Origin of the sequence: Georgenia alba, from assembly GCF_042665525.1 — a bacterium.
GTDB lineage: Bacteria > Actinomycetota > Actinomycetes > Actinomycetales > Actinomycetaceae > Allobogoriella > Allobogoriella alba.
The window spans coordinates 36,240-59,720 of the sequence record NZ_JBHTCQ010000001.1 but is presented as its reverse complement, the minus strand read 5'-3'; the positions used below and the strand labels follow the sequence as shown (position 1 = coordinate 59,720).

The 23,481-nt window shown below is 73.7% G+C and carries 23 protein-coding genes and 1 riboswitch; of the genes, 19 read left to right on the top strand and 4 right to left on the bottom strand.

Annotated features, from left to right (window positions below):
* Positions 1-17: 17 nt before the first annotated feature.
* The 11 genes from ACFQQL_RS00275 to ACFQQL_RS00225 all read left to right on the top strand — a co-directional run bounded on the left by ACFQQL_RS00275 (position 18) and on the right by ACFQQL_RS00225 (position 11,880).
* The gene (locus ACFQQL_RS00275) at positions 18-467 is read left to right on the top strand and encodes a phosphonate C-P lyase system protein PhnG (protein WP_382390066.1); all 450 of its coding nucleotides are present in this window, start codon (positions 18-20) and stop codon (positions 465-467) included.
* Positions 464-1,081: a phosphonate C-P lyase system protein PhnH gene (gene phnH, locus ACFQQL_RS00270; protein WP_382390064.1), complete on the top strand. Its 618-nt coding sequence runs from the start codon at positions 464-466 to the stop codon at positions 1,079-1,081. Before ACFQQL_RS00275 ends, phnH begins: the two co-directional genes overlap by 4 nt.
* The gene (locus ACFQQL_RS00265; RefSeq protein WP_382390062.1) at positions 1,078-2,415 is read left to right on the top strand and encodes a carbon-phosphorus lyase complex subunit PhnI; all 1,338 of its coding nucleotides are present in this window, start codon (positions 1,078-1,080) and stop codon (positions 2,413-2,415) included. Before phnH ends, ACFQQL_RS00265 begins: the two co-directional genes overlap by 4 nt.
* On the top strand, positions 2,412-4,211 hold the full coding sequence (locus ACFQQL_RS00260; protein WP_382390060.1) for an alpha-D-ribose 1-methylphosphonate 5-phosphate C-P-lyase PhnJ: 1,800 nt from the start codon (positions 2,412-2,414) through the stop codon (positions 4,209-4,211). The genes ACFQQL_RS00265 and ACFQQL_RS00260 overlap by 4 nt, the downstream gene beginning before the upstream one ends.
* 26 nt (positions 4,212-4,237) lie before the next feature.
* On the top strand, positions 4,238-4,999 hold the full coding sequence (locus ACFQQL_RS00255) for an ATP-binding cassette domain-containing protein (protein ID WP_382390058.1): 762 nt from the start codon (positions 4,238-4,240) through the stop codon (positions 4,997-4,999).
* Positions 5,000-5,008: 9 nt separating this feature from the next.
* Positions 5,009-6,256: an alpha-D-ribose 1-methylphosphonate 5-triphosphate diphosphatase gene (locus ACFQQL_RS00250; protein WP_382390056.1), complete on the top strand. Its 1,248-nt coding sequence runs from the start codon at positions 5,009-5,011 to the stop codon at positions 6,254-6,256.
* Positions 6,257-6,270: 14 nt separating this feature from the next.
* Complete coding sequence (locus ACFQQL_RS00245; RefSeq protein ID WP_382390054.1) at positions 6,271-7,134, top strand: inositol monophosphatase family protein; 864 nt, start codon at positions 6,271-6,273, stop codon at positions 7,132-7,134.
* Positions 7,135-7,184: 50 nt separating this feature from the next.
* A riboswitch (TPP riboswitch) is annotated at positions 7,185-7,288 on the top strand.
* A 44-nt stretch (positions 7,289-7,332) separates the two neighbouring features.
* Positions 7,333-8,436 carry a thiamine ABC transporter substrate-binding protein gene (locus ACFQQL_RS00240; protein ID WP_382390052.1) on the top strand — a complete coding sequence of 368 codons (1,104 nt, stop codon included), beginning with the start codon at positions 7,333-7,335 and terminating at the stop codon, positions 8,434-8,436.
* On the top strand, positions 8,436-10,172 hold the full coding sequence (locus tag ACFQQL_RS00235) for an ABC transporter permease (protein ID WP_382390050.1): 1,737 nt from the start codon (positions 8,436-8,438) through the stop codon (positions 10,170-10,172). The genes ACFQQL_RS00240 and ACFQQL_RS00235 overlap by 1 nt, the downstream gene beginning before the upstream one ends.
* Positions 10,166-11,182: an ABC transporter ATP-binding protein gene (locus ACFQQL_RS00230; protein ID WP_382390048.1), complete on the top strand. Its 1,017-nt coding sequence runs from the start codon at positions 10,166-10,168 to the stop codon at positions 11,180-11,182. The genes ACFQQL_RS00235 and ACFQQL_RS00230 overlap by 7 nt, the downstream gene beginning before the upstream one ends.
* Positions 11,183-11,289: 107 nt before the next feature.
* A complete protein-coding gene (locus tag ACFQQL_RS00225) occupies positions 11,290-11,880 on the top strand; it encodes a GNAT family N-acetyltransferase (RefSeq protein ID WP_382390046.1) in 591 nt (196 codons plus the stop codon).
* Here the strand turns inward: ACFQQL_RS00225 and ACFQQL_RS00220 are convergent.
* On the bottom strand, positions 11,862-13,607 hold the full coding sequence (locus ACFQQL_RS00220) for a bifunctional 3'-5' exonuclease/DNA polymerase (protein ID WP_382390044.1): 1,746 nt from the start codon (positions 13,605-13,607) through the stop codon (positions 11,862-11,864). The two genes, ACFQQL_RS00225 and ACFQQL_RS00220, sit on opposite strands and share 19 nt — an antisense overlap.
* Before the next feature lie 113 nt (positions 13,608-13,720).
* Here ACFQQL_RS00220 and ACFQQL_RS00215 point away from each other — a divergent pair, with 113 nt between their 5' ends.
* From ACFQQL_RS00215 to ACFQQL_RS00195, 5 genes are read left to right on the top strand one after another with little or no spacing between them, the layout of a single operon-like run.
* A complete protein-coding gene (locus ACFQQL_RS00215; RefSeq protein WP_382390042.1) occupies positions 13,721-14,407 on the top strand; it encodes a hypothetical protein in 687 nt (228 codons plus the stop codon).
* 3 nt (positions 14,408-14,410) lie between these two features.
* The gene (locus tag ACFQQL_RS00210; protein ID WP_382390040.1) at positions 14,411-15,109 is read left to right on the top strand and encodes a hypothetical protein; all 699 of its coding nucleotides are present in this window, start codon (positions 14,411-14,413) and stop codon (positions 15,107-15,109) included.
* Between the two features lie 34 nt (positions 15,110-15,143).
* On the top strand, positions 15,144-15,803 hold the full coding sequence (locus ACFQQL_RS00205; RefSeq protein ID WP_382390038.1) for a DUF3137 domain-containing protein: 660 nt from the start codon (positions 15,144-15,146) through the stop codon (positions 15,801-15,803).
* A gap of 2 nt (positions 15,804-15,805) precedes the next feature.
* Positions 15,806-16,486: a hypothetical protein gene (locus ACFQQL_RS00200; protein ID WP_382390036.1), complete on the top strand. Its 681-nt coding sequence runs from the start codon at positions 15,806-15,808 to the stop codon at positions 16,484-16,486.
* A 31-nt stretch (positions 16,487-16,517) separates the two neighbouring features.
* Positions 16,518-16,853 (top strand): GNAT family N-acetyltransferase, encoded by a 336-nt coding sequence (locus ACFQQL_RS00195; RefSeq protein ID WP_382390034.1) that lies wholly within the window; start codon positions 16,518-16,520, stop codon positions 16,851-16,853.
* Between the two features lie 94 nt (positions 16,854-16,947).
* Here ACFQQL_RS00195 and ACFQQL_RS00190 read toward each other — a convergent pair whose 3' ends face one another.
* The 3 genes from ACFQQL_RS00190 to ACFQQL_RS00180 all read right to left on the bottom strand — a co-directional run bounded on the left by ACFQQL_RS00190 (position 16,948) and on the right by ACFQQL_RS00180 (position 19,752).
* Complete coding sequence (locus ACFQQL_RS00190) at positions 16,948-17,796, bottom strand: glycerophosphodiester phosphodiesterase family protein (RefSeq protein ID WP_382390032.1); 849 nt, start codon at positions 17,794-17,796, stop codon at positions 16,948-16,950.
* Positions 17,797-17,919: 123 nt separating this feature from the next.
* Complete coding sequence (locus ACFQQL_RS00185) at positions 17,920-19,374, bottom strand: lipase maturation factor family protein (RefSeq protein WP_382390030.1); 1,455 nt, start codon at positions 19,372-19,374, stop codon at positions 17,920-17,922.
* Between the two features lie 30 nt (positions 19,375-19,404).
* Positions 19,405-19,752, bottom strand: a complete 348-nt coding sequence (locus ACFQQL_RS00180; RefSeq protein ID WP_382390028.1) for a cupin domain-containing protein — start codon at positions 19,750-19,752, stop codon at positions 19,405-19,407.
* A 196-nt stretch (positions 19,753-19,948) separates the two neighbouring features.
* Between ACFQQL_RS00180 and ACFQQL_RS00175 the strand changes: the two genes are divergently transcribed.
* Genes ACFQQL_RS00175 through ACFQQL_RS00165 form a run of 3 tightly spaced genes read left to right on the top strand, consistent with a single transcriptional unit; the run spans position 19,949 to position 23,452 of the window.
* Complete coding sequence (locus ACFQQL_RS00175; protein ID WP_382390026.1) at positions 19,949-21,613, top strand: ABC transporter substrate-binding protein; 1,665 nt, start codon at positions 19,949-19,951, stop codon at positions 21,611-21,613.
* A gap of 1 nt (position 21,614) precedes the next feature.
* Positions 21,615-22,571 carry an ABC transporter permease gene (locus tag ACFQQL_RS00170; RefSeq protein ID WP_382390024.1) on the top strand — a complete coding sequence of 319 codons (957 nt, stop codon included), beginning with the start codon at positions 21,615-21,617 and terminating at the stop codon, positions 22,569-22,571.
* Positions 22,568-23,452 (top strand): ABC transporter permease, encoded by an 885-nt coding sequence (locus ACFQQL_RS00165; protein WP_382390022.1) that lies wholly within the window; start codon positions 22,568-22,570, stop codon positions 23,450-23,452. The genes ACFQQL_RS00170 and ACFQQL_RS00165 overlap by 4 nt, the downstream gene beginning before the upstream one ends.
* Positions 23,453-23,481 lie beyond the last annotated feature (29 nt).

Below are 23,481 nucleotides of genomic sequence, written 5' to 3'. Positions count from 1 at the left end.
TCGTCAGGGTGGTTGGCATGAGCACACGAGCCGATCACCTCACCCGGGAGGAGCGGACCGAGCTGCTGGCGCGGGCCGAGGCGGGCGCCGTCGTCGCGATCGCCGACCGGGTGACGGCAGGCGCCGGCCGGGACGCCGTCCAGGTCACCCGCACCCCGCAGGTGGGCACCGTCGTCGCCCAGGTCCGGGAGCCGCTCTCCCGCCACCGGTTCATCCTCGCCGACGTCCTGACCACCCAGGCAGAGGTCAGCCTCGACGGCCACCTCGGGTGGGCGCTGCGCATGGGGGAGGACCGTCAGGCCGCCCTCGCACAGGCGATCTGTGACGCCGAGGCCGAGCGCGGCGGGCCGCAGTGCGCGGCGATCGAGGACCTGGCGCGCCGCACCCGAGCACACCTCGCCGAGGCGCGCGCCGCGGAGTGGGCACGGCTCGTGCCGACCATCGTCGAGTTCGAGGAGGTCCCGTGACCACCACCGTCTCCGCCGCCCCCGCCACCCGGACGCTCGCGGCGTTCACGCCGGCGCAGGCCCAGCGGACCTACCGCGCCGCCCTGGAGGCCATGGCCCGGCCCGGTGACGTCCAGCACCTGCCGGACGTGGAGGCCCTCGAGGGCCGGCCCGCCGCGGCGGCCCTCCTGCTCGCGCTCGCGGACCTCATGTCACCGGTGGCCGGGCTGGACGACGCCGACGCCGCCCTGACGGCCGAGGTCGCCCGGATCACCGGCGCCCCGCTGGTGCCGCTCGCCCAGGCCCGCATGGTCCTGTCCACCCGGCCACCGGCACCGCGCCGGCTGCTCGAGCTGCCCCCCGGGTCCGCCTGGCTGCCCGAGCACGGCGCCCTGCTCGCGCAGCAGGTCACCGCGCTCGGCGAGCGGGCCACGGACGGCCCGTGCCTGCTGCTGTCCGGCCCCGGGGTCGACGGCGTCCGCGAGCTGCGCGTCGACGGCCTCACCGCGGAAGCCCTCGCCGACCGCGACGAGCGCTGCCGCGACTTCCCCGCCGGCGTCGACCTGGTGCTGGTGGCACCGGACGGCGCCGTCGCCGCCCTGCCCCGGACCACTCGGATCGAGGTGACGTCATGACGTACGCCGGAGGCAATCGCGGCGGGACCGCCGCGATCCTGGCCGCGGAGGCGCTGCGCGCCCGGCGGCTGTCGGAGCAGTCGACCGACGGCACCGCGGTCGACGTCGAGGCCGTCCGTGCCGCGTTCCCGCACATCCTCGACCGGATCATGGGGGAGGGCGGGCTCTGGGACGAGCAGCTCGCCGCCGCCGCCTTCATCCAGGGCGGCGGGGACACCGCGGAGGCGGTCCACCTGCTGCGGGCGCACCGCTCCACGCTCACCCGGTTCGCGTTCAGCCGCCCGATCGACCCCGACGAGACGGTCCTCGACCGGCGCATCAGCTCGGCGCACCGCAAGCCGGACGGGCCGCAGCTGCTCGGCGAGACGGTGGACTACTCGCCCCGCCTCGTGCGTCGGCCGGGCCACGGGGACCCGCTGCCGCCCACGGACGAGATTCTCGAGGTCATGGCGCAGGCCGAGGCCGGCGAGAACGGCGCAGCGACGGCCCATCCGGACGAGACGCCACGTCGCTACACCCGGTACCTCGCCGCGAACGACCTCCTGCTGGACCGGACCGACCCCACAGACCCCGAGCCGTACGACCTCGCCCTGGAGCCGGTGCGGCTGCCGGCGCCGCGGTCCGCGCTGCTGTCCGCGATGGCGATCGCCGAGACGGGCGCGCTGGTGAACATCTGGTACCGGTCGGTTCTCGGGCCGGACGGCTACTCCGACGAGTCGGTCACCCTCGGCGAGGTCCGCCACGGCCACGTCCCGGTCTCCGTCGAGCACCCCTACACGGGCAACCCGGTGACCATCGGAGACCTGCGGATCACCGAGTGCGAGGCGATCGACCATCTGAACGAGCGCGGCGAGGACCCGTCCCGGTTCACCGCCGGCTACGGCCTCGCGCTCGGTCACAACGAGCGCAAGGCCATCGCGATGGCGAACGTCGACAGCGCGCTCACCCGGTACCGGGAGACGGCCGAGGGCGCCGCGCTCCAGCAGGTGGTCATGCTCACCACCGACGGGCTGGCCGCCAACGGCTTCCTGGAGCACCTGAAGATGCCGCACTACGTGACGTTCCGCTCGATGATCGAACGGGCGCTCGCGGCCGCCGACGAGCACGAGCGAGGGACGAGCGGAGTGCGAGGAGACGGCCAGTCAGGCCCGGCCGCCGACGAGCACGAGCGAGGGACGAGCGGAGTGCGAGGAGACGGCCAGTCAGGCCCGGCCGCCGACGAGCACGAGCGAGGGACGAGCGGAGTGCGAGGAAGCGCCGCATCAGGCACAGCCGCAAGGGCCGAGCAGAGCGAGCCGGCCGAGCAGGCCCAGCCCGAGGAGGCGAACGTATGAGCACCGCCGCCCTGATCGACGAGATCGACGCCGCCACGGAGGGCCGCGACCGTCCCGCTGTCCTCGACGAGCAGGGCAAGCGCGAGGTCCGCCGCGCCACTCTCACCGCCGTGGCCGTCCCCGGCTACCAGGTGCCTTTCGGATCCCGCGAGATGCCTGTCGCCCGCGGCTGGGGCTCCGGCGGCCTGCAGGTGACTCTCGCCGTCGGTGGTCCCGACGACGTCGTCAAGGTCATCGACCAGGGCGACGAGGAGTCCGTCAACGCGGTCAACCTGCGCCGCCTGATCCGCGGCACCCTCGGCTGCGGCGGCACCGCCGACACCCGGGACGCCACCATCGTGCAGTCCCGGCACCGCATCCCGGAGGACCGGATGCGAACCGGGCAGACCCTGGTCCTGCAGGTCCCGGTCTCCGAACCGCTGCGCGGCATCGAGAAGTCCGTGACCGAGTGCCGCCGGATGCACGCCGAGGCCGACTACTCCCGCATGTGGGTCGGCATGTACGAGGACCTCGTCACCGGCGGCGTCATCAACCAGGGCGCCGGGTACCCCGTCATGGTCGAGGGTCGCTACCTCATGGCCCCCAGCCCCATCCCGCGGTGGGACGTCCCGCGGCTCGGCGGGGACCAGCTGACCATCCTGTGCCACGGCCGCGACAAGAAGGTCTACGCGGTCCCGCCCCACACCACGGTCGAGCCGGTCACCTTCGACGACGTCCCGTTCGAGGTCGAGCGCACCCCGGGATCGGCCTGCGGCCTGTGCGGCTCGGCGGACACCTACCTCGTGCAGACCTCGGACGGGAAGTTCCTGTGCTCCGACGTCGAGTGGTGCGCCCGCGTCCGGTCCGGTGACGTCGACCCCGCGGACCACGCCGAGCTCGCCCCGACCCGCTACTACCCCGACCCGACCCAGCGGGTGCGCGCCCGGGCCGAGGACTTCGTGTCCGACCCGGGGCTGCTCGCGGGTCACGCGCTCACCGACGGTTCCACGCGGACCGCCACCGCGCCGGGGGAGGAGTGGGCGCTGAAGGTCACCGACCTGGGCAAGACCTACGGGGCGCGACGCGGCTCGACCGGTGTCGTCGCCGCGACCGGGGTGAGCTTCGACGTCGCCCCGGCCGAGGCCCTCGGGATCATCGGCGAGTCCGGCTCGGGGAAGTCCACCGTGATGCGCTGCATCATCGGCGACGAGGAGGCCACCACCGGGGACGTGCGCCTCGGCGGCTACGACGAGGGCCGCAGCAACGTCCTCGACCTCTCCCTGTCCCGGCGCCGAGCGCTGCGCGTGGGGCTGCTGTCGGTCGTCTACCAGGACCCGGCGGCGGGCCTGGACCTGCGGATCTCCGCCGGCGGCAACATCGCCGACCGGCTCACCGCGGCGGGCTGGCGGTCCTACCACGACATCCGCCGCCGGGCCGCCGCCCTGCTGGACCGCGTCGAGGTCCCGCTGAACAGGATGGACGACGTCGTCGGGCAGTTCTCCGGCGGCATGCGCCAACGCGTCCAGATCGCCAAGGCGCTGGCGACCGACCCGGACGTGCTGCTCCTCGACGAGCCCACCACCGGCCTGGACGCCTCGGTGGCCGCGGGCGTCCTGGACCTGCTGCGAGAGCTGCTCGCGGAGCGCAGCATCGCCGTGGTCGTGGTCAGCCACGACTTCGGCGTCATCCGCACGCTCACGGACCGGGCGGTGGTCATGCACCGGGGCCGGGTCATCGAGCAGGGCCTGACCGACCAGCTCTTCGCCGACCCGCACGAGGCGTACACCCAGCGCCTCGTCGCCGCAGCCCGCGGGTGAGCGACGTGACCACCGAGGGAGCGACCATGACAGACAGCGGCGGACCGATCCTCTCGGTGCGTGACCTACGGAAGACCTTCACCATGCACGCGGTGTCCGGCCGGACGGTGACCTCGCTCGACGGCGTCTCGCTCGACGTCGGTACCGGCGAGCACGTCGCCGTCGCGGGTGCCTCCGGTGCCGGGAAGTCCAGCCTGCTGCGCTGCGTCTACCGCAACTATCTGCCGGACGCCGGCACCGTGACGCTGGCTCTGGAGGACCGGGCCGTCGAGCTGACCGCCCTGCCGGACCGGCAGATGGCGCGGCTGCGCGGCCGGGAGCTGGGCTACGTCTCGCAGTTCCTCGCCGCCCCGCCGCGCACCGGACCGCTGCAGCACGTGGCCGCCGCGGCCCGGCGGCGCGGCCTCGCCCCGCCCGAGGCCCGCGAGGCGGCCGTCGCCGCGCTGCGCCGCCTCGGGATCGACGAGCCGCTGTGGGAGATCGACTGCAGCGTCCTGTCCGGCGGTGAGCGGCAGCGGGTCAACCTGGCCGCCGGGGTGGTCAGCCCGCCCCGGCTGCTGCTCCTGGACGAGCCGGTCTCGGCGCTCGACCCGGCGAACCGTGAGCGGGCACTGGAGCTCATCGAGGACCTTGCCGGGGTCAGCGTGCTCGCCGTCTACCACGACATGCAGATCATCCGTCGGCTGGCCGGCCGCGCCGTCGTCATGGACGCCGGGCGGGTGGTCGCCGAGGGCACGCCCGAGACGATCCTCGCCCAGCACCACGCCGCCCTCGAAGAAGTCGCCTAGGAGCACCGCATGAGCACGCAGCTCACCGCCGACCGGCCCGCCACCTCCACCGCCCAGCCGTGGGCGCTCGGCGCGCCGCGGCCCAGCTACCAGCTGCGCAACGTCCGAGCCGTGCTGCCGGACCGCATCCTCGAGAACGCGACCCTCACCGTGCGGGACGGCCGGATCCAGGACGTCACCGCCGGCGGCGGCTCGGCGGTGGGAGCCCCGGGCGCCGGTCCGGTGGTCGACGGCCAGAACCTGCTGCTCGTCCCCGGCTTCGTGGACGTGCACAGCGACGCGCTCGAGAACGAGCGGACACCGCGCCCCGGTGCGGAGGTGCCCATCGAGTTCGCCCTGGCCTCGTTCGAGGGACGTGTGGCCGGCGCCGGGACGACGACGATGTTCCACGGCGCCGCGTTCCAGCACAAGAACACCCGCGGGGTGCCGCGCAGCGCGGAGCGCGCCCTGGACGTGTGCCGCGTCGCCGACACCACACCCTCCTACCGCGTCGACCACCGCGTGCTGCACCGGCTCGACGTGCTGTCCGCCGACGGCGCCGAGGTCCTCCGGCGCCGCGTCTCGGGCCTGGAGGACGGCGCACCAGCGCCCCTGGTCTCCCACGAGGACCACACGCCCGGCCAGGGGCAGTACGCCGACCCGGCCGGGCTGCGCCGGTTCATGATCGAGCGGGACGGACTGACCGGTGAGGAGGCGGACGCCCGCATCGCGCAGCGGGTGGAGGAGGCCGCCGACCTCGCCGCCGTGCGGGAGGCCAACCTGGCGTGGCTGTCCGACCTCGCCACCGCCGGCCGTGTCCGGCTCATGGGCCACGACCCGGACTCCCCGGAGGAGATCGACGCGCTCGTCGCACGCGGCGGCGCCGTCGCCGAGTTCCCGACCACCGTGCCCGCAGCACGCCGTGCCCGGGAACGTGACCTCGTCGTCGTCGCCGGCGCGCCGAACGTGCTGCGCGGCGGGTCCCACTCGGGGAACGTCTCGGCCCGTGAGCTGGTCTCGCTCGGCCTGGTGGACGCCCTTGCGTCGGACTACCTCCCGACGGCGCTGCTGGCCTCCGCGGCCCTCCTCGCCGCGGAGCGGGTCGTCGACCTGCCCCGCGCCGTCGGGCTCATCACCTCCGGCCCGGCCCGCGTGGCCGGGCTGCCGGACCGCGGCGTCATCGCGGCGGGGATGCGGGCAGATCTCGCGCTCGTCGACGACGGCCGGGGCACATGGCCCTACGCCGTCGCCACGCTGCGCGCCGAGGCGGTGTCGTGAGCGACACTGGCCCGGTGACCACCGAGCAGCGATCGGCAGCCGGCGGCCGGGTGCCCTTCCGGGCGCCGGAGCCGCGCGTGCCGGACACCGTCTCCGACGTGCTCGCTGACGCCTGCCGTGCCGCCGTCACCGGCGTGAACCGCGCGTGGGACACCTGGGACCGGGCCGGCCTGGTGCAGACGGTGCGCACCGGCGCCGACGGCACGCCGACGTACCGGATCGACGAGATCGTCGAGGACGCCATCGCCGCGACCGCCGCGGCGCACGGGGTCAACCTGCTCAGCGAGGAGCTCGGCCTGGTCGACCGCGGCAGCGGCGTCACGATGGTCGTCGACCCGCTCGACGGCTCCGCCAACGCCGCCGCCGGTGTCCCGCTGTCGTGCTTCTCCGGAGCGCTATACGTGGACGGCGAGCTCGCCGAGGGTCTCATCTGCTGGCTCGAGCAGGGCCACTGCGTCGCCGCCCGGGCCGGTGAACCGGTGCCGTACCGCACCTCGGGCGCCACGGCGCTGACCGGGGCCGCGGTCAGCATGCTGCGACCCAAGCGGCACGCCGGCGGGGACTCCACCGACGCGTGGCTGCGGGTCGCCGGCCGTGCCGAGCGGGTCCGGATCCTCTCCTCCAGCTGCCTGGAGTCGCTCCTGGTCGCCGAGGGCAGCATCGACGCCTTCGCCGACCCGGGCTCGCGCACCCACCGGCTCGTGGACCTCGCCGCCGCGGCGCTCATCGTGCCGGCCGCCGGGGGCGCCGTCGTCGACGTCCACGGCAGCCCGCTCGAGCTGGACACCGACCTCACCCGCCGCTGGTCCGGCGTCGTCGCCGCCACGCCACAGCTCGCCGAGGAGCTGGTGGAGGCCATCGCCTCGTCGCCGCGGTGACGGACTGAGAGCGGATCTCTTCACTGGGGCTCGCCCGGTGCTAGGGTCACGAGCGACGACAGGGGAGCGCCACGGGCGCTGAGAGTGCGGAGCACCGCAGACCCTCGAACCTGCACCGGTTAGCACCGGCGAAGGGAGTCGGGACGTCTCTCCCTGCGAGCCCGCTCGCAGGCCCTCCTGCACGACGGGAGGACGACCATGCGCACCACGACGCGCACCAGGACACACACCAGGACACGGTGCGCGGCAAACGCTGCCACGGCCGTCATCGCCACCGCGGCGCTCACGGCCTGCACCCTCACCGGAGGCTCGGACGACGACGCCGGCCCGGGCGGCGGTGACGGCGCGGCCGGCGGCACCGTCACGGTCGTCACCCACGACTCCTTCGCCCTGAGCGAGGACCTGCTGACCGCCTTCGAGGAGGACACCGGCTACACCCTCGAGACCCTCGCGCCGGGAGACGCCGGCGCGCTCGTCAACCAGCTCGTTCTCACCGCGGACGCCCCTCTCGGTGACGTGGTGTACGGCATCGACAACGCCTACGCGACGCGTGCCGTCGACGCCGGCGTCCTCGACCCCTACACGCCCGACGGGCAGCCGGCCTCCGCGGACGCGGTCGACCTCGGCGAGGAGCTCACCCCGGTGGACAAGGGGGACGTGTGCCTCAACGTCGACCACCGGTGGTTCGCCGAGCACGACCTCGCCGAGCCGACCACCCTCGAGGACCTGACCGACCCTGCCTACCGCGACCTGACCGTCGTGACCGACCCGGCGGCCTCCTCGCCCGGGCTGTCGTTCCTCCTGGCCACCGTCGGTGCGTTCGGCGAGGACGGCTGGCAGGACTACTGGCGCGACCTCACCGCGAACGGGCTGGCGGTGTCCGACTCCTGGTCTGACGCCTACTACGTCGACTTCTCCGGCTCCGAGGGCGCCGGGCCCCGGCCCATCGTCCTGTCCTATGCCTCCTCGCCCGCCGCGGAGGTGCCCGACGGGGGCGGCGAGCCTCGCACCGGGGCGCTGCTGGAGACCTGCTACCGGCAGGTGGAGCACGCCGGCGTCCTGGCCGGCGCGCAGAACGTCGACGGAGCCCGCGCCTTCGTCGACTTCCTGCTCTCGCCCGAGGTCCAGGCGGACATCCCGGGCCAGATGTACATGTACCCGGTTGACGACTCGGTGGACCTGCCCGAGGCCTGGGAGCGGCACGCGCCGCCGGCCGAGGAGCCGTTCGCCGTCGACCCGGAGACCGTCGACGCCCACCGTCAGGACTGGCTCGCCGCGTGGCGGGAGATCGTGGTCGGCTGATGGCCGCCGCAGCCGCTCCGGCAACGTCCGGGGCTCCCCACGGGCGGACGCCCGGACGCTGGCCGGCAAGGCTCGCGTGGGCGCTCGCCGCGGGGGTCCCGCTGGTCTTCCTCGGCACGTTCTTCGCCTGGCCCGTGCTGACCCTGCTCGGACGCGGCCTCCTGCCCGACGGCGCGCTGGACCCGCACGGGTTCGCCGAGATCCTTACCCGGTCGCGCACCTGGCGGGTGGTCGGGCTGACCCTCGCCCAGTCGGCCGTGGGCACCGGTGTCGCCCTGCTGCTCGGGATCCCCGGCGCGTACGTCCTCTACCGCTGCCGATTCCGGGGACGAGGCCTGCTGCGGGCGGTGGTGACCGTGCCGTTCGTGCTGCCGACCGTCGTCGTCGGCGTCGCGTTCCGGGCGTTGCTCGCCGAGGGCGGCCCGCTCGGCTTCCTGCGGCTGGACGGGACCTTCGCCGCCATCGTGCTGGCGCTGGTGTTCTTCAACTACGCGGTGGTGGTGCGCACCGTGGGCGGGATGTGGGCCCGGCTGGACCCACGAGCCGTCCAGGCGGCCCGGGCGCTCGGTGCGAGTCCGGTGCGCGCGTTCCGCACCGTCACCCTGCCGGCGCTCGGTCCCGCGATCGCCTCGGCGGCCTCGGTCGTGTTCCTCTTCTGCGCGACGGCGTTCGGCGTCGTCATGGTCCTCGGCGGCCTCGACTACGGCACGGTCGAGACCGAGATCTGGGTGCAGACCACCCAGTTCCTGGACCTGCGCGCCGCCGCCGTGCTGTCGGTGCTCCAGGTGGGGGTGGTGGCCGCCGCGCTCGCGGTCGCGGCCGCCGGGCGCCGCCGGCAGGAACGGGCCCTGCGGCTGCGCCTGGACGCGGCCGCCGAGCAGCCGCTGCGCCTCGTGACCCGCGGCCTGCGCACGCTCCGGCCGGGACCGGACCTGGTGCCGGCCACGCTCACCGCCGTCGTGGTCCTCGGCCTCCTGGTCACCCCGCTCGCCGGACTGGTGGTGCGGTCCTTCCGGACGTCGGAGGGCTGGACGCTGGAGAACTACGTCAACCTCGGCTCCACCGGCGGGCCGAACGCGCTCACCGTCACCGTGTGGGAGGCGACCGCGAACTCGCTACGGGCCGCCGTCGACGCCACGGTCCTCGCCGTCGTGGTCGGCTGCCTCGTGGCGCTGGTCGTCTCCCGCCGGCCGCGCGGCCGGGCGGCCCGCCGCGCCGCGGGACTGCTCGACGGCGTCTTCATGCTGCCCCTTGGCGTCTCGGCGGTCACCGTCGGCTTCGGCTTCCTCATCACGCTCGACTCCCCGCCGCTGGACCTGCGGACCTCGCCGGTGCTCGTGCCGATCGCCCAGGCGGTCGTGGCGATCCCGCTGGTGGTGCGCAGCGTGCTGCCGGTGCTGCGCGCCGTCGACCCGCGCCTGCGGCAGGCGGCCGCGGCGCTCGGTGCGGCACCGGCACGCGTCCTCGCCACGGTCGACGGACCCTTCCTGCTGCGCGGGCTCGGGCTGGCGGTCGGGTTCGCGTTCGCGGTGTCGTTGGGGGAGTTCGGAGCGACGTCGTTCCTCGCCCGGCCCGACCGGCCCACACTGCCGGTGGTGATCTTCCGCCTCATCGGGCGCCCCGGCGCGGAGAACTACGGCATGGCACTCGCGGCCGCCGTGGTGCTGGCGGCCCTGACGGCCACCGTCATGGGGCTCGCCGAACGGATGCGGACCAAGGAGGCGACCGGATGGTGACCGACGGGCTGACCGTGCGCGGCCTGACCGTCCGCTACGGCGGCACGACCGCGGTGGCCGGCGTGGACCTGGACGTCCAGGCGGGTGAGGTGGTCGCCCTGCTCGGGCCTTCCGGCTCGGGCAAGTCCTCGCTGCTGCGGGCGATCGCGGGGCTCGAGCCGCCGCCCGGGGGAACGGTGCGCTGGAACGGGACCGACGTGACGGACCTGCCCGTGCACCGCCGCGGCTTCGGCCTGCTCTTCCAGGACGGCCAGCTCTTCCCGCATCGGTCCGTCGCCGGGAACGTCGGCTACGGGCTGACCGGGCGGCCGCGGGACGAGCGGGCGTCCCGGGTGGCCGAGCTGCTCGGTCTGGTCGGCCTGGAGGGCTACGAGCGCCGGGCGATCACCAGCCTGTCGGGTGGCCAGGCGCAGCGGGTGGCGCTCGCGCGGTCGCTGGCGCCGGCGCCGCGGCTGCTCCTGCTCGACGAGCCGCTCTCGGCGCTGGACCGCGGCCTGCGTGAGCGCCTCACCGGTGACCTGTGCCGGATCCTCCGGGCCACGGGCACGACCGCCCTGTACGTGACCCATGACCACGACGAGGCCTTCACGGTCGCGGACCGTGTCGCCGTCCTCATCGACGGGCGCCTCGTCCAGGTGGAGAGGCCGGCCCAGATCTGGCGTGCGCCGGCCGGTCGGGAGGTGGCCGCGTTCCTCGGCTACGGACCGTTCCTGCCCGCCGAGCTCGACGGCGCGAGCGCCCGGACCGTCCTCGGTGAGGTGCCCGCGGATCGCGCCCTGGCGCCGGGCAGCGGCGTCCTCGTCGGCCTCGGGCCGGAGGCGCTGCGGGTCGCGCGGGAGGGGATGATGCTGCCGGTGGTCGCCACCCGGTTCGTGCGCGGCCGGACCGAGGTCGACGTCTGCCTCCCGGACGGACAGGTCGCGACCGCCGTCGCGCCGGGCGGGTGCGAACCGGCCGAGCGGGTGGGGATCCGGCTCCAGGGGGCGGGGACGGTCGTCGTCCCCGCCTGACCGGCGCCTCCTGAGGAGAGCCCGTCCTGCTCGAGTCAGTCGAGCACGTCCGCCAGGGACGCGGCCGGCGAGGGGATGCGCGGGTCCGGCTCGGGCATGATCGACCGGTGCCCTCCTTCGCCACCAAACCCACCCTGACAGGCGAGCGCGTCGTCCTCCGGCCCTTCGTCCCGGAGGACGTCGACCGCATCGCGGTGATTCTCGCCGACCCCGACGTCCAACGCCTGACCGGCTCGGTCCACTCCACCGCGGAGGCGCACGCGGCCAGCCCCGAGCCGGACGCCAGGGTGCGCGACTGGTACTCCACCCGGAACGAGCAGGAGGACCGCCTGGATCTCGCGGTCGTCGACAAGGTCGCCGGCACCTGCGTGGGAGAGGTGGTGCTCAACGACTGGGACGCCGGGAACCAGTCCTGCGGTTTCCGCATCCTCCTCGGACCGGAGGGGCAGAACAGGGGCTTCGGGACGGAGGCCACTCGCCTGATCCTCGGGTACGCGTTCCGGACGCTCGGCCTGCACCGGGTAGCCCTCGAGGTCTACGCGTTCAATCCGCGGGCGCAACGGGTCTACGAGAAGGCCGGCTTCGTGGTCGAGGGCGTGGCGAGGGACGCTCTGCGCTTCGACGACGAGTGGGTCGACGCGGTCACGATGGCCGCGCTCGCGCCCGAGTGGCTGGCCGCTCACGCCGCGTCGGCGTAGGTCTCCACGACGGCGACGTCGAGCGGGAACTCGATCGGGAAGTCGCCGAAGAGCAGGCGTCCGGCGGCGGCCGCCGCGGCGCGGACCGCCTCGGCGACCTCCTCGGCCAGGTCCGCCGGGGTGTGCACGACCACCTCGTCGTGCAGGAAGAAGACCAGGTGCGGCCCGACGTCGGCGCCCGGCCCGGACCACGGGCCGCGGTTCGCCGCGAGGGCCCGCAGCCGCCCGCGCACATCGGCCAGCCAGCACAACGCCCACTCCGCCGCGGTGCCCTGGACGACGAAGTTCCTGGTGAAGCGGCCCCACTCACGCGCCAGCTGGCGGGCCCGGCGGACCTCCTCCGCGGCCGCGCCCTCGGCCGCGGCGCCGCGCTGCGCCTCCCGCCACGCCGGCGGGGGATCGGGTGAGCGGCGCCCCAGCCAGGTCCGGACGGTGCCGCCCTGCTCACCCGTGCGCGCCGCGGCCTCGACCACGCCGGTGGCCCGGGGGTAGGCCCGCAGCAGCCGCGGCATCAGCCGGCCCGCCTCGCCCGAGGTCGAGCCGTACAGCGCACCGAGCATCGCCACCTTGGCGTGTGCCCGGGTATCGACGATCCCCTGGTCCACCAGCCCCTGGTACAGGTCGATGCCGCGTGCCGCGGCGGCCATGCCCTCGTCCCGCGCCATCGCGGCGAGCACGCGCGGCTCCAGCTGCGCGGCATCCGCCACCACGAACCGCCAGCCCGGGTCCGCGACGACGGCGCCACGCACCTGCTTCGGCAGCTGCAGCGCACCGCCGCCGCTGGTGGCCCATCGCCCGGTCACCACCCCGGCGACCACGTACTCGGGGCGGAAGCGGGCCAGCTCGCGTCCGGTACCGGGTCCGGGGTGACGGACGGGGTGCACCCACTCCTCCAGCCAGGCCCAGCCGTTGGCGGTGAGCAGTCGGGCGAGCTTCTTGTACTCCAGCAGCGGCGGGATCGCGGGGTGCCGGACCTGGTTCAGCTCCCACTTCCGGGTGGTGCCGACCTCGATGCCGGCGGCGTTGAGCGCGCGCAGGAGGTCGGAGGGGGAGTCGGGGTTGAGCGACGGCGCGGACAGGTGCGTGCGGATCTGGCCGGCGAGCTCTTCGAGGAGGGCGGGCCGGCTCCCGTGCGGCGGGCGGGGTCCGAGGATCTCGGTGAGGATCCGGTCGTGCGCGGCGCGGTCCCAGGGCAGACCGTCGTGCCGCATCTCGGCCGCGACGAGGGCACCCGCCGACTCCGCGGCGAGGAGCAGCCGCAGCCGGCCCGGCTCGGGGCAGGCCGCGACGACCTCCCGCTGCCGGGCGTGCTCGGCCGCGACCTCGGCGGGCCCCAGCTCCTGCTCGAGCCCGTCGAGCAGGGTGGGCTCGTGGGCGGGGCGGATCTCCCACGAGGCGCCGGCCTCCCACGACGCGCCGTGCGCCTGCCCGAGGTCCACGCCCGCACCGCCGCTGTCGTGGTCCTCGCGACCGTGCTCACCGGCCGCCAGGATCCGGCGGCACAGCCGCAGGTCGTGGCAGCGTGCGACGCGGACGCCGGCGTCGAGCAGGTGCGGGTACAGGCGGGCGGTGTCGGCCCAGACCCAGCGTGGACGGTGCCGGCTCTCCAGCTCGGCGATGCGTGCCGGAAGCCGCGCGACCGGGACCTCCTCAGGGCCGTCGGGTGCACCCGTGAGCACGGCCGGTTCGTCCGGCTGGGCACGACCGACGGCCACCACGACCTCCACCGCAGCAGCGTAGGCGGCGCCGCCCACAGGCGTCCGTGTCCATGGGGAGTTCTCCTCCCTCGAGGACGGCGACGATGCCGCTACCCTCGACCCGAGTCGCAGGAGGGGGAGGCGTGCACGGGGAAGGCATGATGACGTTCGTCGGCGTCTTCGTCGTCCTCATGCTCGTGGTCGGCGTCGGCGCCGCGATCTGGCAGGCGAAGAAGACCCGGGAACGGCGCGAGGCGCTCGCCGCCTGGGCGCGCCAGCGCGGCTGGGCCTACGCGGACGACGTGCCGACCGTCCACGAGGGGTTGCACGGCGGGCCGTTCAACAAGGGCCACTCCCGGAAGACGACCGAGGCGGTCTGGGGCACGTTCGAGGGCCGGGAGGCGATGTCCTCCCGGTACACGTACCTGGTGACGACCAGCAACGGGAAGACGACGACCACCCACACGTACCACCACCACGTGCTCTCGATGGTCCTGCCCGCGCGGCTGCCCTTCATCGAGCTGAAGGACGAGGGCTTCTTCAAGGGCCGCGACATCCAGTTCGAGGACGCCGCGTTCAACGACGCGTGGAACGTGCAGGGGGATGACCCGCGTGCGGTGTCGGACGTCATCCACCCGCGCATGATGCAGCGGCTCATGCAGCCGGACCTGCGTGGCGCGAACATCTTGTTCGAGGCGGGCCGGATCTTCCTGTGGCGCTCCGGCCAGCCGGAGGTTCCCGCGATCGACCCGGGGCTGCGGATGGTGGCCGAGGTGGTGGACCTGATCCCGGGGTTCGTCTGGGACAACGCACGTGGACAGGGGGTGTGAGCAATGGCCGGTGAGTTCCTCGTGTCGCTGCTGCCGATGCTGATGTTCCCGCTGATCATCGGGCTGGTCATCGTCCTGGCGGTCGTCGGCCACAAGCAGACCAAGAAGCGCCGGGCCGCGCTGCGGGCGTGGGCGCAGGCGCACGGCTGGGCGTACACGGACAACGCGCCGGGGCTGGGCCTCGACCTGCGGGGCGGTCCGTTCGGCCGTGGCCACTCCCGGAGCTCGACCGAGGCGGTCTGGGGGACCTACCAGGGCTGGCAAGGCGCCTCGTGGCGGTACACGTACAAGATCACCTCCGGGTCGGGGAAGAGCCGGCGGACCCGGACGTACCACCACCACGTCGTCTCTCTCCAGCTGCCCGTGCCGTTGCCGTACATCGAGCTCTCGGCGGAGAACTTCCTCAGCCGCACGTTCGGCAACGACGTCGAGTTCGAGGACGCGGCCTTCAACGACGCCTGGCACGTGCGCGGGGACAGTCCGCGGGCGACCTCCGACGTCATCCACCCGCGGATGATGGAGCGCCTCATGCAGCCCGACCTCCAGGGCGCGAACCTCCTCTACGAGGGCGGCCGGATCTTCCTCTGGCGGCGCGGCATGCCGGACCCGGCCGCCATCGACGCCGCGCTCCGCCTGCTCCACGAGCTCATCGAGCTGGTCCCCGGATTCGTCTGGGACAACGCGCGCGGGCACGGGGGCTGAGCTGGACGCAACCACCGGGCTCTCCGACGCCGTGATGCCCTCTGCCGCGTCCACGGTCGTCTTCGCCGTCGTCGCGGTCGTCCTCGCCCTGCTCGCCCTCGGCTACCGGCGGAGCCAGCAGCGGCTGGCCGCCCTCCGGGCGTGGGCGCGTGCGCACGACTGGCAGTACAGCGCCGCCGAGCCCGGCCTGAACCAGGTCCTGCGGGGCGGACCGTTCGGCCGCGGCCACGACCGCAGGTTCACCGAGGTCGTCCGCGGACGGTACGAGGGCAGGCTCGGCTCGTCGTGGCGGTACTCCTACACCGTCGGCAGCGGCAAGTACTCGCGGACGTACCACGAGCACGTCGTCGCGCTCGTGCTGAGCGTGCCGCTGCCGTACCTGGAGCTCACGAACGAGGGATTCGTCAAGGGGAGGGACCTCCAGCTCGAGAGCGCCGAGTTCAACGACGTGTGGAACGTCGAGGGCGAAGACCCGAAGACGACGTCGGACGTGCTCCATCCTCGGATGATGGAGCGGCTCCTGCAGCCGGACGCGCGTGCCGGGAACCTGCTCGTCGAGGACGGCCTCATCCTGTGGTGGCGCAGCGGCGTGCCAGACGCGGCGACGATCGACAGGACGCTACGCCTGCTGGACGAGCTCATCGCACTGGTGCCTGGATTCGTCTGGGACGACGTGCGACGTGGAGGAGTGTGAACGTGGACCCGTCGGCCCTCATCGCCGTCCTCATGTGGCCCGTGCTCATCGGGATCCTCGTGCTCCTCTGGTGGCTCCGTCGCAAGCGGACGGCGCAACGGCGTGCCGCGTTGCGGACCTGGGCGCAGGCCCGCGGCTGGACGTACGTGGGCAGTGCGCCGGAGCTGACGCGTGGCCTCGGCCGCCGTCCGTTCGGGCGCGGCCACTCCCGCTCCTCGACCGAGGCGGTCCGGGGCACGTACGAGGGCCACCAGGCGGCGTCGTGGAAGTACACCTACAAGAGGAGGCGGGTCTCGCGGGGCAAGCGGCGGACGCAGAGGTACGACCAGCACGTGATCTCCCTCTGGATGCCCGGCCGGCTGCCCTCCGTCGAGCTCAGGCCCGAGGACGCGTTCACCGGCACGGACACCGAGTTCGAGAGCGCCGCGTTCAACGATGCCTGGAACGTCCGGGGCGAGGATGCGCGGACCACGTCCGACATCGTCCATCCGCGGATGATGGAGCGGCTGATGCGGCCGGACCTGAAGGACGCCAACATCCTCATCGAGGACGATCGGATCATCCTGTGGCGCCGCGGCCTGCCCGACCCGGCCGCCATCGACGCCGCGCTCCCCGTCCTTCTGGATCTCATCGGGCTGATCCCGCGCTTCGTGTGGGACGACGCGCGCCGTGGCTCCGGCTGAGCCGACGGGCCGACTGCACCAGGATGGCGGTATGGACACGACCATCCGCCACGAACGCAGCCGCTTCGAGATCCTCGTCGACGGCGAGGTCGCCGGCTTCACCGAGTACCTCCAGAACGGCGACCGGCGCATCTTCGTCCACACCGTCGTCGACCCGGCCTTCGAGGGGCACGGGCTCGCCGGGACGGTGGTCCGTCACGCCCTGGAGACCACCCGCCGGGAGGGGATGCGCGTCGTGGCCGTGTGCCCCTACGTCGCCGGTTACGTCGAGCGGCACCCCGAGGTCGCGGACCTCGTCGACCCGGTCACCAGGGAGGACGCCGCGGTGGTACGCGCCCACGAGGACGACGGCGGAGCCGCCCCCTGACGGGCCGGCCGCACCCGGTCAGCCATCCCCCAGCACCGCGTCCGGCACCGAGCGGAGGAACTCCTCGACGAGGGCACCGGCGGCCCGGCCCGTCCTACCGCGTGGCCGCCTCGCGCAGGGCGGGCCGGAACAGCCGTGCGTGGGGCGGCGTCCACAGGTCCCTGGCCACGAGCACCTCTCTCAGCACGTCGGGACGGTCGGAGATGACCCCTGCGACACCCGCGTCGACCAGCCGGTGGACCGTGGGCGCGTCGTCGACCGTCCACGCGACCACCCCGATCCCGAGCTCGTCCGCCATGCCGACCAGGCGTGCGGTGATCAGCGGGTCCTCCAGGACGGGGAGCCGGCCGTAGGCCAGACCCACGTGGGCGAAGTCCGCGGCACCCGCGATCCAACGCGGTGGCCGTACGCCCGTGCGGGCCGCCGAGACGAGCGCGGTGAGCGCACGCCAGCCGAGTGCCGTCGTCAGGGCCGGGCCGCAGGCCCCGCTGACCGCGGCGAGCCAGCCGTCCCAGCCGCCGGCCACGCAGACCCGGCCCGCCGCACCGGTCCGGCGGATCGTCGCCACGAGCGGGCGGACCGCCCGGGCCTCCTTGACGTCGACCGAGACGCACGCGTCGGGGAAGGAGCCCAGAAGGTCCTCCAGCGGCAGCACCGGCTCGGTGCCGTGCACCCGGGCCTTGCTGATCTGTGCCCAGGTCCGGGACGCGACCGGGCCACGAAGGTCGGTGATCCGGTCCAGCGTGCGGTCGTGGAAGGCGAGCGGGACGCCGTCGGCCGTGACGCGGACATCGGTCTCGAGGTACGTCAGCCCGAGGCCGGCGGCCCGCTCGAAGGCGAGGAGGGTGTTCTCGGGTGCCAGACCCATGCCGCCGCGGTGGGCGACGGCCCAGGGTCCGGGGTGCGAACCGTACGTGCGGGAGGCGGCAGTCGTCGTGACCACGCCTCGATGATGGCGGCGCGGCGGTGCCCGGACGGCGGTGCGGCGCGCCGTGGACCGAGGATTCACCGAACCGCCACCGACCGGTCGCCACCGCGTCGCCTCGTCGTCGCACCCGAGGGCGGGCTAGTCGGTCGGCCCGCGCATGCTCGCCAGGTCGAGCGGCCCGACGAGCTCCCCGGCCTCCTGCCGCACCCAGCAGCACCGCGTCCTGCGCAGCTCCTCCCACGTGCTGAACCGGTACCGGAAGACCCGCGCCCGCACCCACTGCGGCGCGCGGCCCTCGAACGGGTACCGCGCCAGCAGCCGCAGCGTGGGCCGGTCCGCCTCGAGCAGGCGGCGCAGCAGCACGGTGAACCAGCGGTGCTGGGACGGTGAGCCCAGCGCGAGGAACCACATGCCCCAGTCGAGCCGAAGGTGGTACGGCGCGAACTGGCGCGGCCATCGACCGGGCGGGCCCGGCTTGCCCCGGAACACATACTCGTGCCACGTCGCCGTGGCCGGATCCGGGTCCTCGGTGCCCTCCACCACCACCTCGTCACGGCGTCGGGTGATCGAGCCGAACGCACCGTAGGAGCCGGCCAGGTGGAACCGGTTGTAGGCGGCGTTCATCGCCTGGTGCTTCGAGAGGAGGTTCGTCGCCGGCCGCCAGCTCATGGCCACCATCGCCGCCGTCATGGTCATGACGAGCACCGTCCACCACCACGGCCCCGGTTCCGCGGCGCCGGAGTCCAGCGCGGGAGCGAGCGTCGGGACCACGGCGGCCAGCTGTCGGTCCCCGACGGCTGAGAAAGCCAGGAGCATCGTCAGCCAGTTCAGCCAGGCGAAGTTCCCCGAGAGCACCAGCCAGAGTTGCGTGACGATCACGACGGCGGCGGCGATCGAGGCGACCGGCTGCGGCAGGAACAGCAGGAACGGCACCACGAGCTGGGCGACGTGGTTCGCCGCCACCTCGACCTTGTGCAGCGGCCGGGGCAGCCGGTGGAAGAACCACGAGAGGGGGCCCGGCATGGGCTGGGTCTCGTGGTGGTAGTACAGCGCCGTCAGGTCGCGCCAGACCCGGTCGCCGCGCATCTTGATCATGCCCGCGCCGAACTCCACCCGGAAGAGCAGCCAGCGGAACAGCACCAGCACGAGGACCGGTGTCGCGACGCCGTCGGAGCCGAGGAACGCCGCGAGGAACCCGGCCTCCAGGAGGAGGGACTCCCAGCCGAAGCCGTAGAAGACCTGGCCGGCGTTCACCACCGACAGGTAGAGACCGTAGAGCACCAGGAAGGCGAGCAGCGGCACCCACGGCGCCCCCGCCTGTGGCAGCCCGGCGACGAGGGCGGCCGCCACCGCGACGCCCACCCACCCGACGGCGAGGGCGAGGCGGTCGGAGTACCGCCACCGGAACAGCGTGGGCCCGGCCCGCGCACCGACCCGGGCGAGGTGGTCCGGCACCGGCAGCAGCCCGTGTGAGCCCAGCAGCGGCCGGAACTGGCGCAGCACGGCCACGAACGCGACGAGGTACACCAGCGCGATGCCGCGCTGCAGCACGAACCGGGCGGCGTCGTAGTTCTCGGCGGCGAACCACTCCACGGTGCTCCCCCTCCGTGACGGTGCGGCGCCCTACCGCGCCCGCTCGGGTCCGCCCGTGGGACCGACCCCGGTGACCGCGGTCAGCAGGAGCACGGCGTCCTGGATTGCAAGGACCCCGTGGCGGTCGTGCGCGAGGGTCTGCAGGTCGCCGGCGCCCATCTCGATCGTCTGCGGGCCGGTGATCCGGACCCGCCCGCGCAGCACCTGGATGCTCGCCGCGTCGGGCGTGTTGTGCTCCTCGAGGACGCTGCCCGCGGTGAGCGCGATGACGGTCTGCCGCAGCGGTCCGTCTCGCACCAGGAGCTCCGCGCTGCGGCCCCGCTCGTCCCCGCGCGCGGCGACCAGGTGGGCCTCGGCCCGCTCGTCGAGATCCGCCACACCGTCACCTCCCGTTCGATGGCCAGTGTGCCGCCGCGCCCAGTCTCCCGCATCGGCACGCTTCGGCCGGCTCGGACCCGGCTCGGCCCGGGCATCGCTCTCCCACCGGCCGAAACGTCCGGGTAATGAGCGGGAAACGTCCGTATAGCCTGCTGTCGCTAGCGTCACCCGCACTCGACGACGACCCGGGAGGACCGTGGCACCGCAGCACCGAGACCACCGACGCGGCGCGGCCCGCAGACGTGCCCTGCTCACCGTCCTGGCGGGGACGCTCGCCCTCCTGACCGTCGCCTGCCGGCCCATCCAGCCGATCGAGCCGCCGCCGGAACGGCAGGACGTCACCGGCGAGCTCATCGAGGGGCGCGCGGTCCAGGAGGGTGGCGACCTGGTCATGGCGCTCTCCAGCGAGCCGGACGGGCTCGACCCGACGACGTCGTCCTCGCTGTACACGCGGTACGTCATGTCCTCGATCTGCGAGAAGCTCTACGACATCGACCCCGCCGGCGAGATCGTCCCGCAGCTGGCGGCCGAGATGCCGACCTTCAGCGACGGCGGCCGCACCGTGACGATCCCGCTGCGCGAGGGCATCACCTTCGCCGACGGCGAGCCGTTCGACGCGGAGGCCGTGCGGACCACCCTGGACCGGCACCTCAACCACGAGCTGTCCAGCCGTGCGGGCGAGCTCGGCCCGATCACCGACATCGAGGCGGTGGACGAGCGCACCGTGCGCCTCACGTACGACGAGCCCTTCGCCCCGCTCACGGCGTCACTGGCCGACCGCGCCGGGATGATCATGTCCCCGGCCGCGCTGGAGGAGCTGGGAGACGACTTCGCGAGCAACCCCGTCTGCGTCGGTCCGTTCAAGTTCGTGGAACGTGTCCCGCAGACCTCCATCACGGTCGAGCGGGACCCGCGCTACTACGCCGCCGACGAGGTCCGTCTCGACACGATCACGTACCGCATCATCACCGACGCGAACATCAGGTCGGCGAACCTGCGCTCCGGCGACGTCCAGGTGGCCGACACCATCTCCCCGCAGGACGTCGACGCGCTTCGGCGCGAGGACGGCATCGGGGTGCTGCAGGTCGGCTCGTACGGCTACCAGGCGTTGACCGTCAACCTCGGCAACGTGGACGGTGCCGGCACCCCGCCCGGCCGGATCGAGGGCCCGCTGGCGAACGACCCCCGGGTCCGGGAGGCGCTCTCGGCCTCGATCGACCGTGAGGCGCTCGTCAACTCGACGTTCAACAACTGGCACGAGCCCGCCTGCTCGCCCATCTCGCCGGACTCGCGGTTCAGCACACCGGCCTCCGAGGCGTGCCCTGAGCACGATCCCGAGCGCGCCCGGCGACTGCTCGAGGAGGCCGGCGTGCAGACCCCGTTCCCGGTCCACGTGAAGGTCGCCGACGCCCAGGACGGCATCCGCCTCGCCCAGGCGCTGCAGGCGTCCGTCGCGGAGGGCGGCTTCGCGATGACGATCGAGGCCGTCGAGTACTCGACCCTCCTGGACGAGTACGCCCGCGGCGACTTCGAGGCGTTCCTGGGCGGCTGGTCCGGCCGGGTGGACCCGCACGGCAACATGTTCGACTTCCTCACCACCGGCGGGTCGAACAACTACGCCGGCTACAGCCACCCGCAGGTGGACGAGCTCATGACGGCCGCCACCCGCACCACCGACCCGGCCGAGCGTGCGCAGACGTACGGCGAGGTGGTGACCCAGGTGCAGGAGGACAACCCGATCATCTACCTCTACCGGCTCCGCAACCTCACCGGGTACACCGAGGACGTCGCGGGCGTGGAGACCTACGCCGACGGCGTCGTCCGCCTCTCCCGGGCCGCCTTCCTCGCGGAGGAGGACTGAGATGGCACGCTACCTGCTGGGCAAGCTGTGGCAGTCCGCCGTCACGCTCGTGCTCGCCTCCGTCGTCATCTTCGTCGGTGTCCGCTCGTTGCCCGGCGACCCGGCCCTGGCGATGGCGGGCGAGGAGGCCGACCCGGAGACGCTGGCGCGGGTCCGGGCCGATCTGGGACTGGACCAGCCGGTGCTGGTCCAGTACGTCCGGTTCGTCGGCTCCGTCCTGCGCGGCGACCTCGGCGAGTCCATCCGCACCGGCATCCCGGTCACCGACCTCGTGTCGCAGACGCTGCCGGTGACGCTGTGGCTCGCCGGGTACGCGATCGTCGTCGCCGTCGTGCTCGGGATCGGGCTCGGGGTCCTCGCCGCGGTCTACCGCGGCCGCTGGCCCGACTACCTCACCGGGGCGGTCGCCGTCCTCGGCCTGTCCGTGCCGTCGTTCTGGATCGGCATCCTCGCCATCCTCTACCTGGCCGTCGAGCTCGGATGGTTCCCGGCCTCCGGGTACACCGACGTGCTGCAGAACCCGGCGCGGGGCCTGTACCACCTCACGATGCCGGCCTTCATCCTCGCCACCAGCACCCTGGCGCTGCTGCTGCGCCAGACCCGCGCGTCGATGATCGAGACGCTGGGCGCCGACTTCATCCGCACCGCCCGCGCGAAGGGGATGGCCTGGCCGCGGATCGTCACCCGGTACGCGCTGCGGAACTCGGTGATCGTCGTCGTCACGCTGGTCGGGCTCCAGCTCGGCGGCCTCGTCTCGGGCGCCGTGGTCACCGAGCAGATCTTCGCCCTGCCCGGGATCGGGAAGCTCACGCTCGACTCCGTCTTCACCCGCGACTACCCGGTGATCCAGGCCGTGGTGCTGGTGGTGACCCTCTTCTACATCGTCATCAACCTCCTCACCGACGTGCTCTACACCGTCATCGACCCCAGGATCCGGATCGGAGGGCGCACCCGATGACCGCCGTCGCACCCCTCACCTCCCCCGCCGAGGGTGGTCTCGGGGCCTCCGCCCGCCGGGCCTGGCGCACCCTGCGTGCCTCCCGCGCGGGGACCGTGGGCGCCGTCCTCGTCGCGCTCGTGGTGCTGGTGGCCCTTCTCGCACCGCTGCTGGCGCCCTACGGCCAGACGGAGGTGCACTTCGACACCCCGTTCCAGCGGCCCGCCACCGTGGGGTTCGCGCTCGGCACCGACGACCTCGGCCGGGACATCCTCAGCCGGATCATCTACGGCATCCGTGCCTCGCTGCAGGTCGGCATCCTCTCGGTGCTGCTCGCCATCGCCGTCGGCACGCCGCTCGGGCTGCTGGCCGGGTACTTCCCGAAGCTGGACGCGGTGGTCTCCCGCCTCAACGACGTGGTGCTCGCCTTCCCGTACCTCATCATCGCCGTCGGGCTGGCCGCGATCGGCGGGGCCAGCCTCACCAACGCCGCGATCGCCCTCGGCATCGCGCAGGTCCCCACGATGCTGCGGGTCGTGCGGGCCGAGACGCTCCGGATCCGCGAGCGGGACTACGTGCTGAGCGCCCTGGCCATGGATGCCTCGCCGTGGCACATCCTGCTCCAGCACGTGCTGCCGAACTGCGTCTCGGTCATCATCGTGCAGGCCACGATCATCATGCCGACCGCCATCATCGGCGAGGCGCTGCTGTCCTTCCTGGGCCTGGGCATCCAGCCGCCGTCGGCCAGCCTCGGCATCATGCTCTCCGACGCCCAGCAGTACATCTTCCGCGCACCCACCGCCGCGGTCTTCCCCGGCGTCGCCATCGTGGTCATCTGCCTGGCGTTCAACCTGCTCGGGGACACGCTGCGGGACGCCCTCGACCCCTCGACATCCGCATGAGCAGCGCCCCCGACCCCCGGTCCACGCCC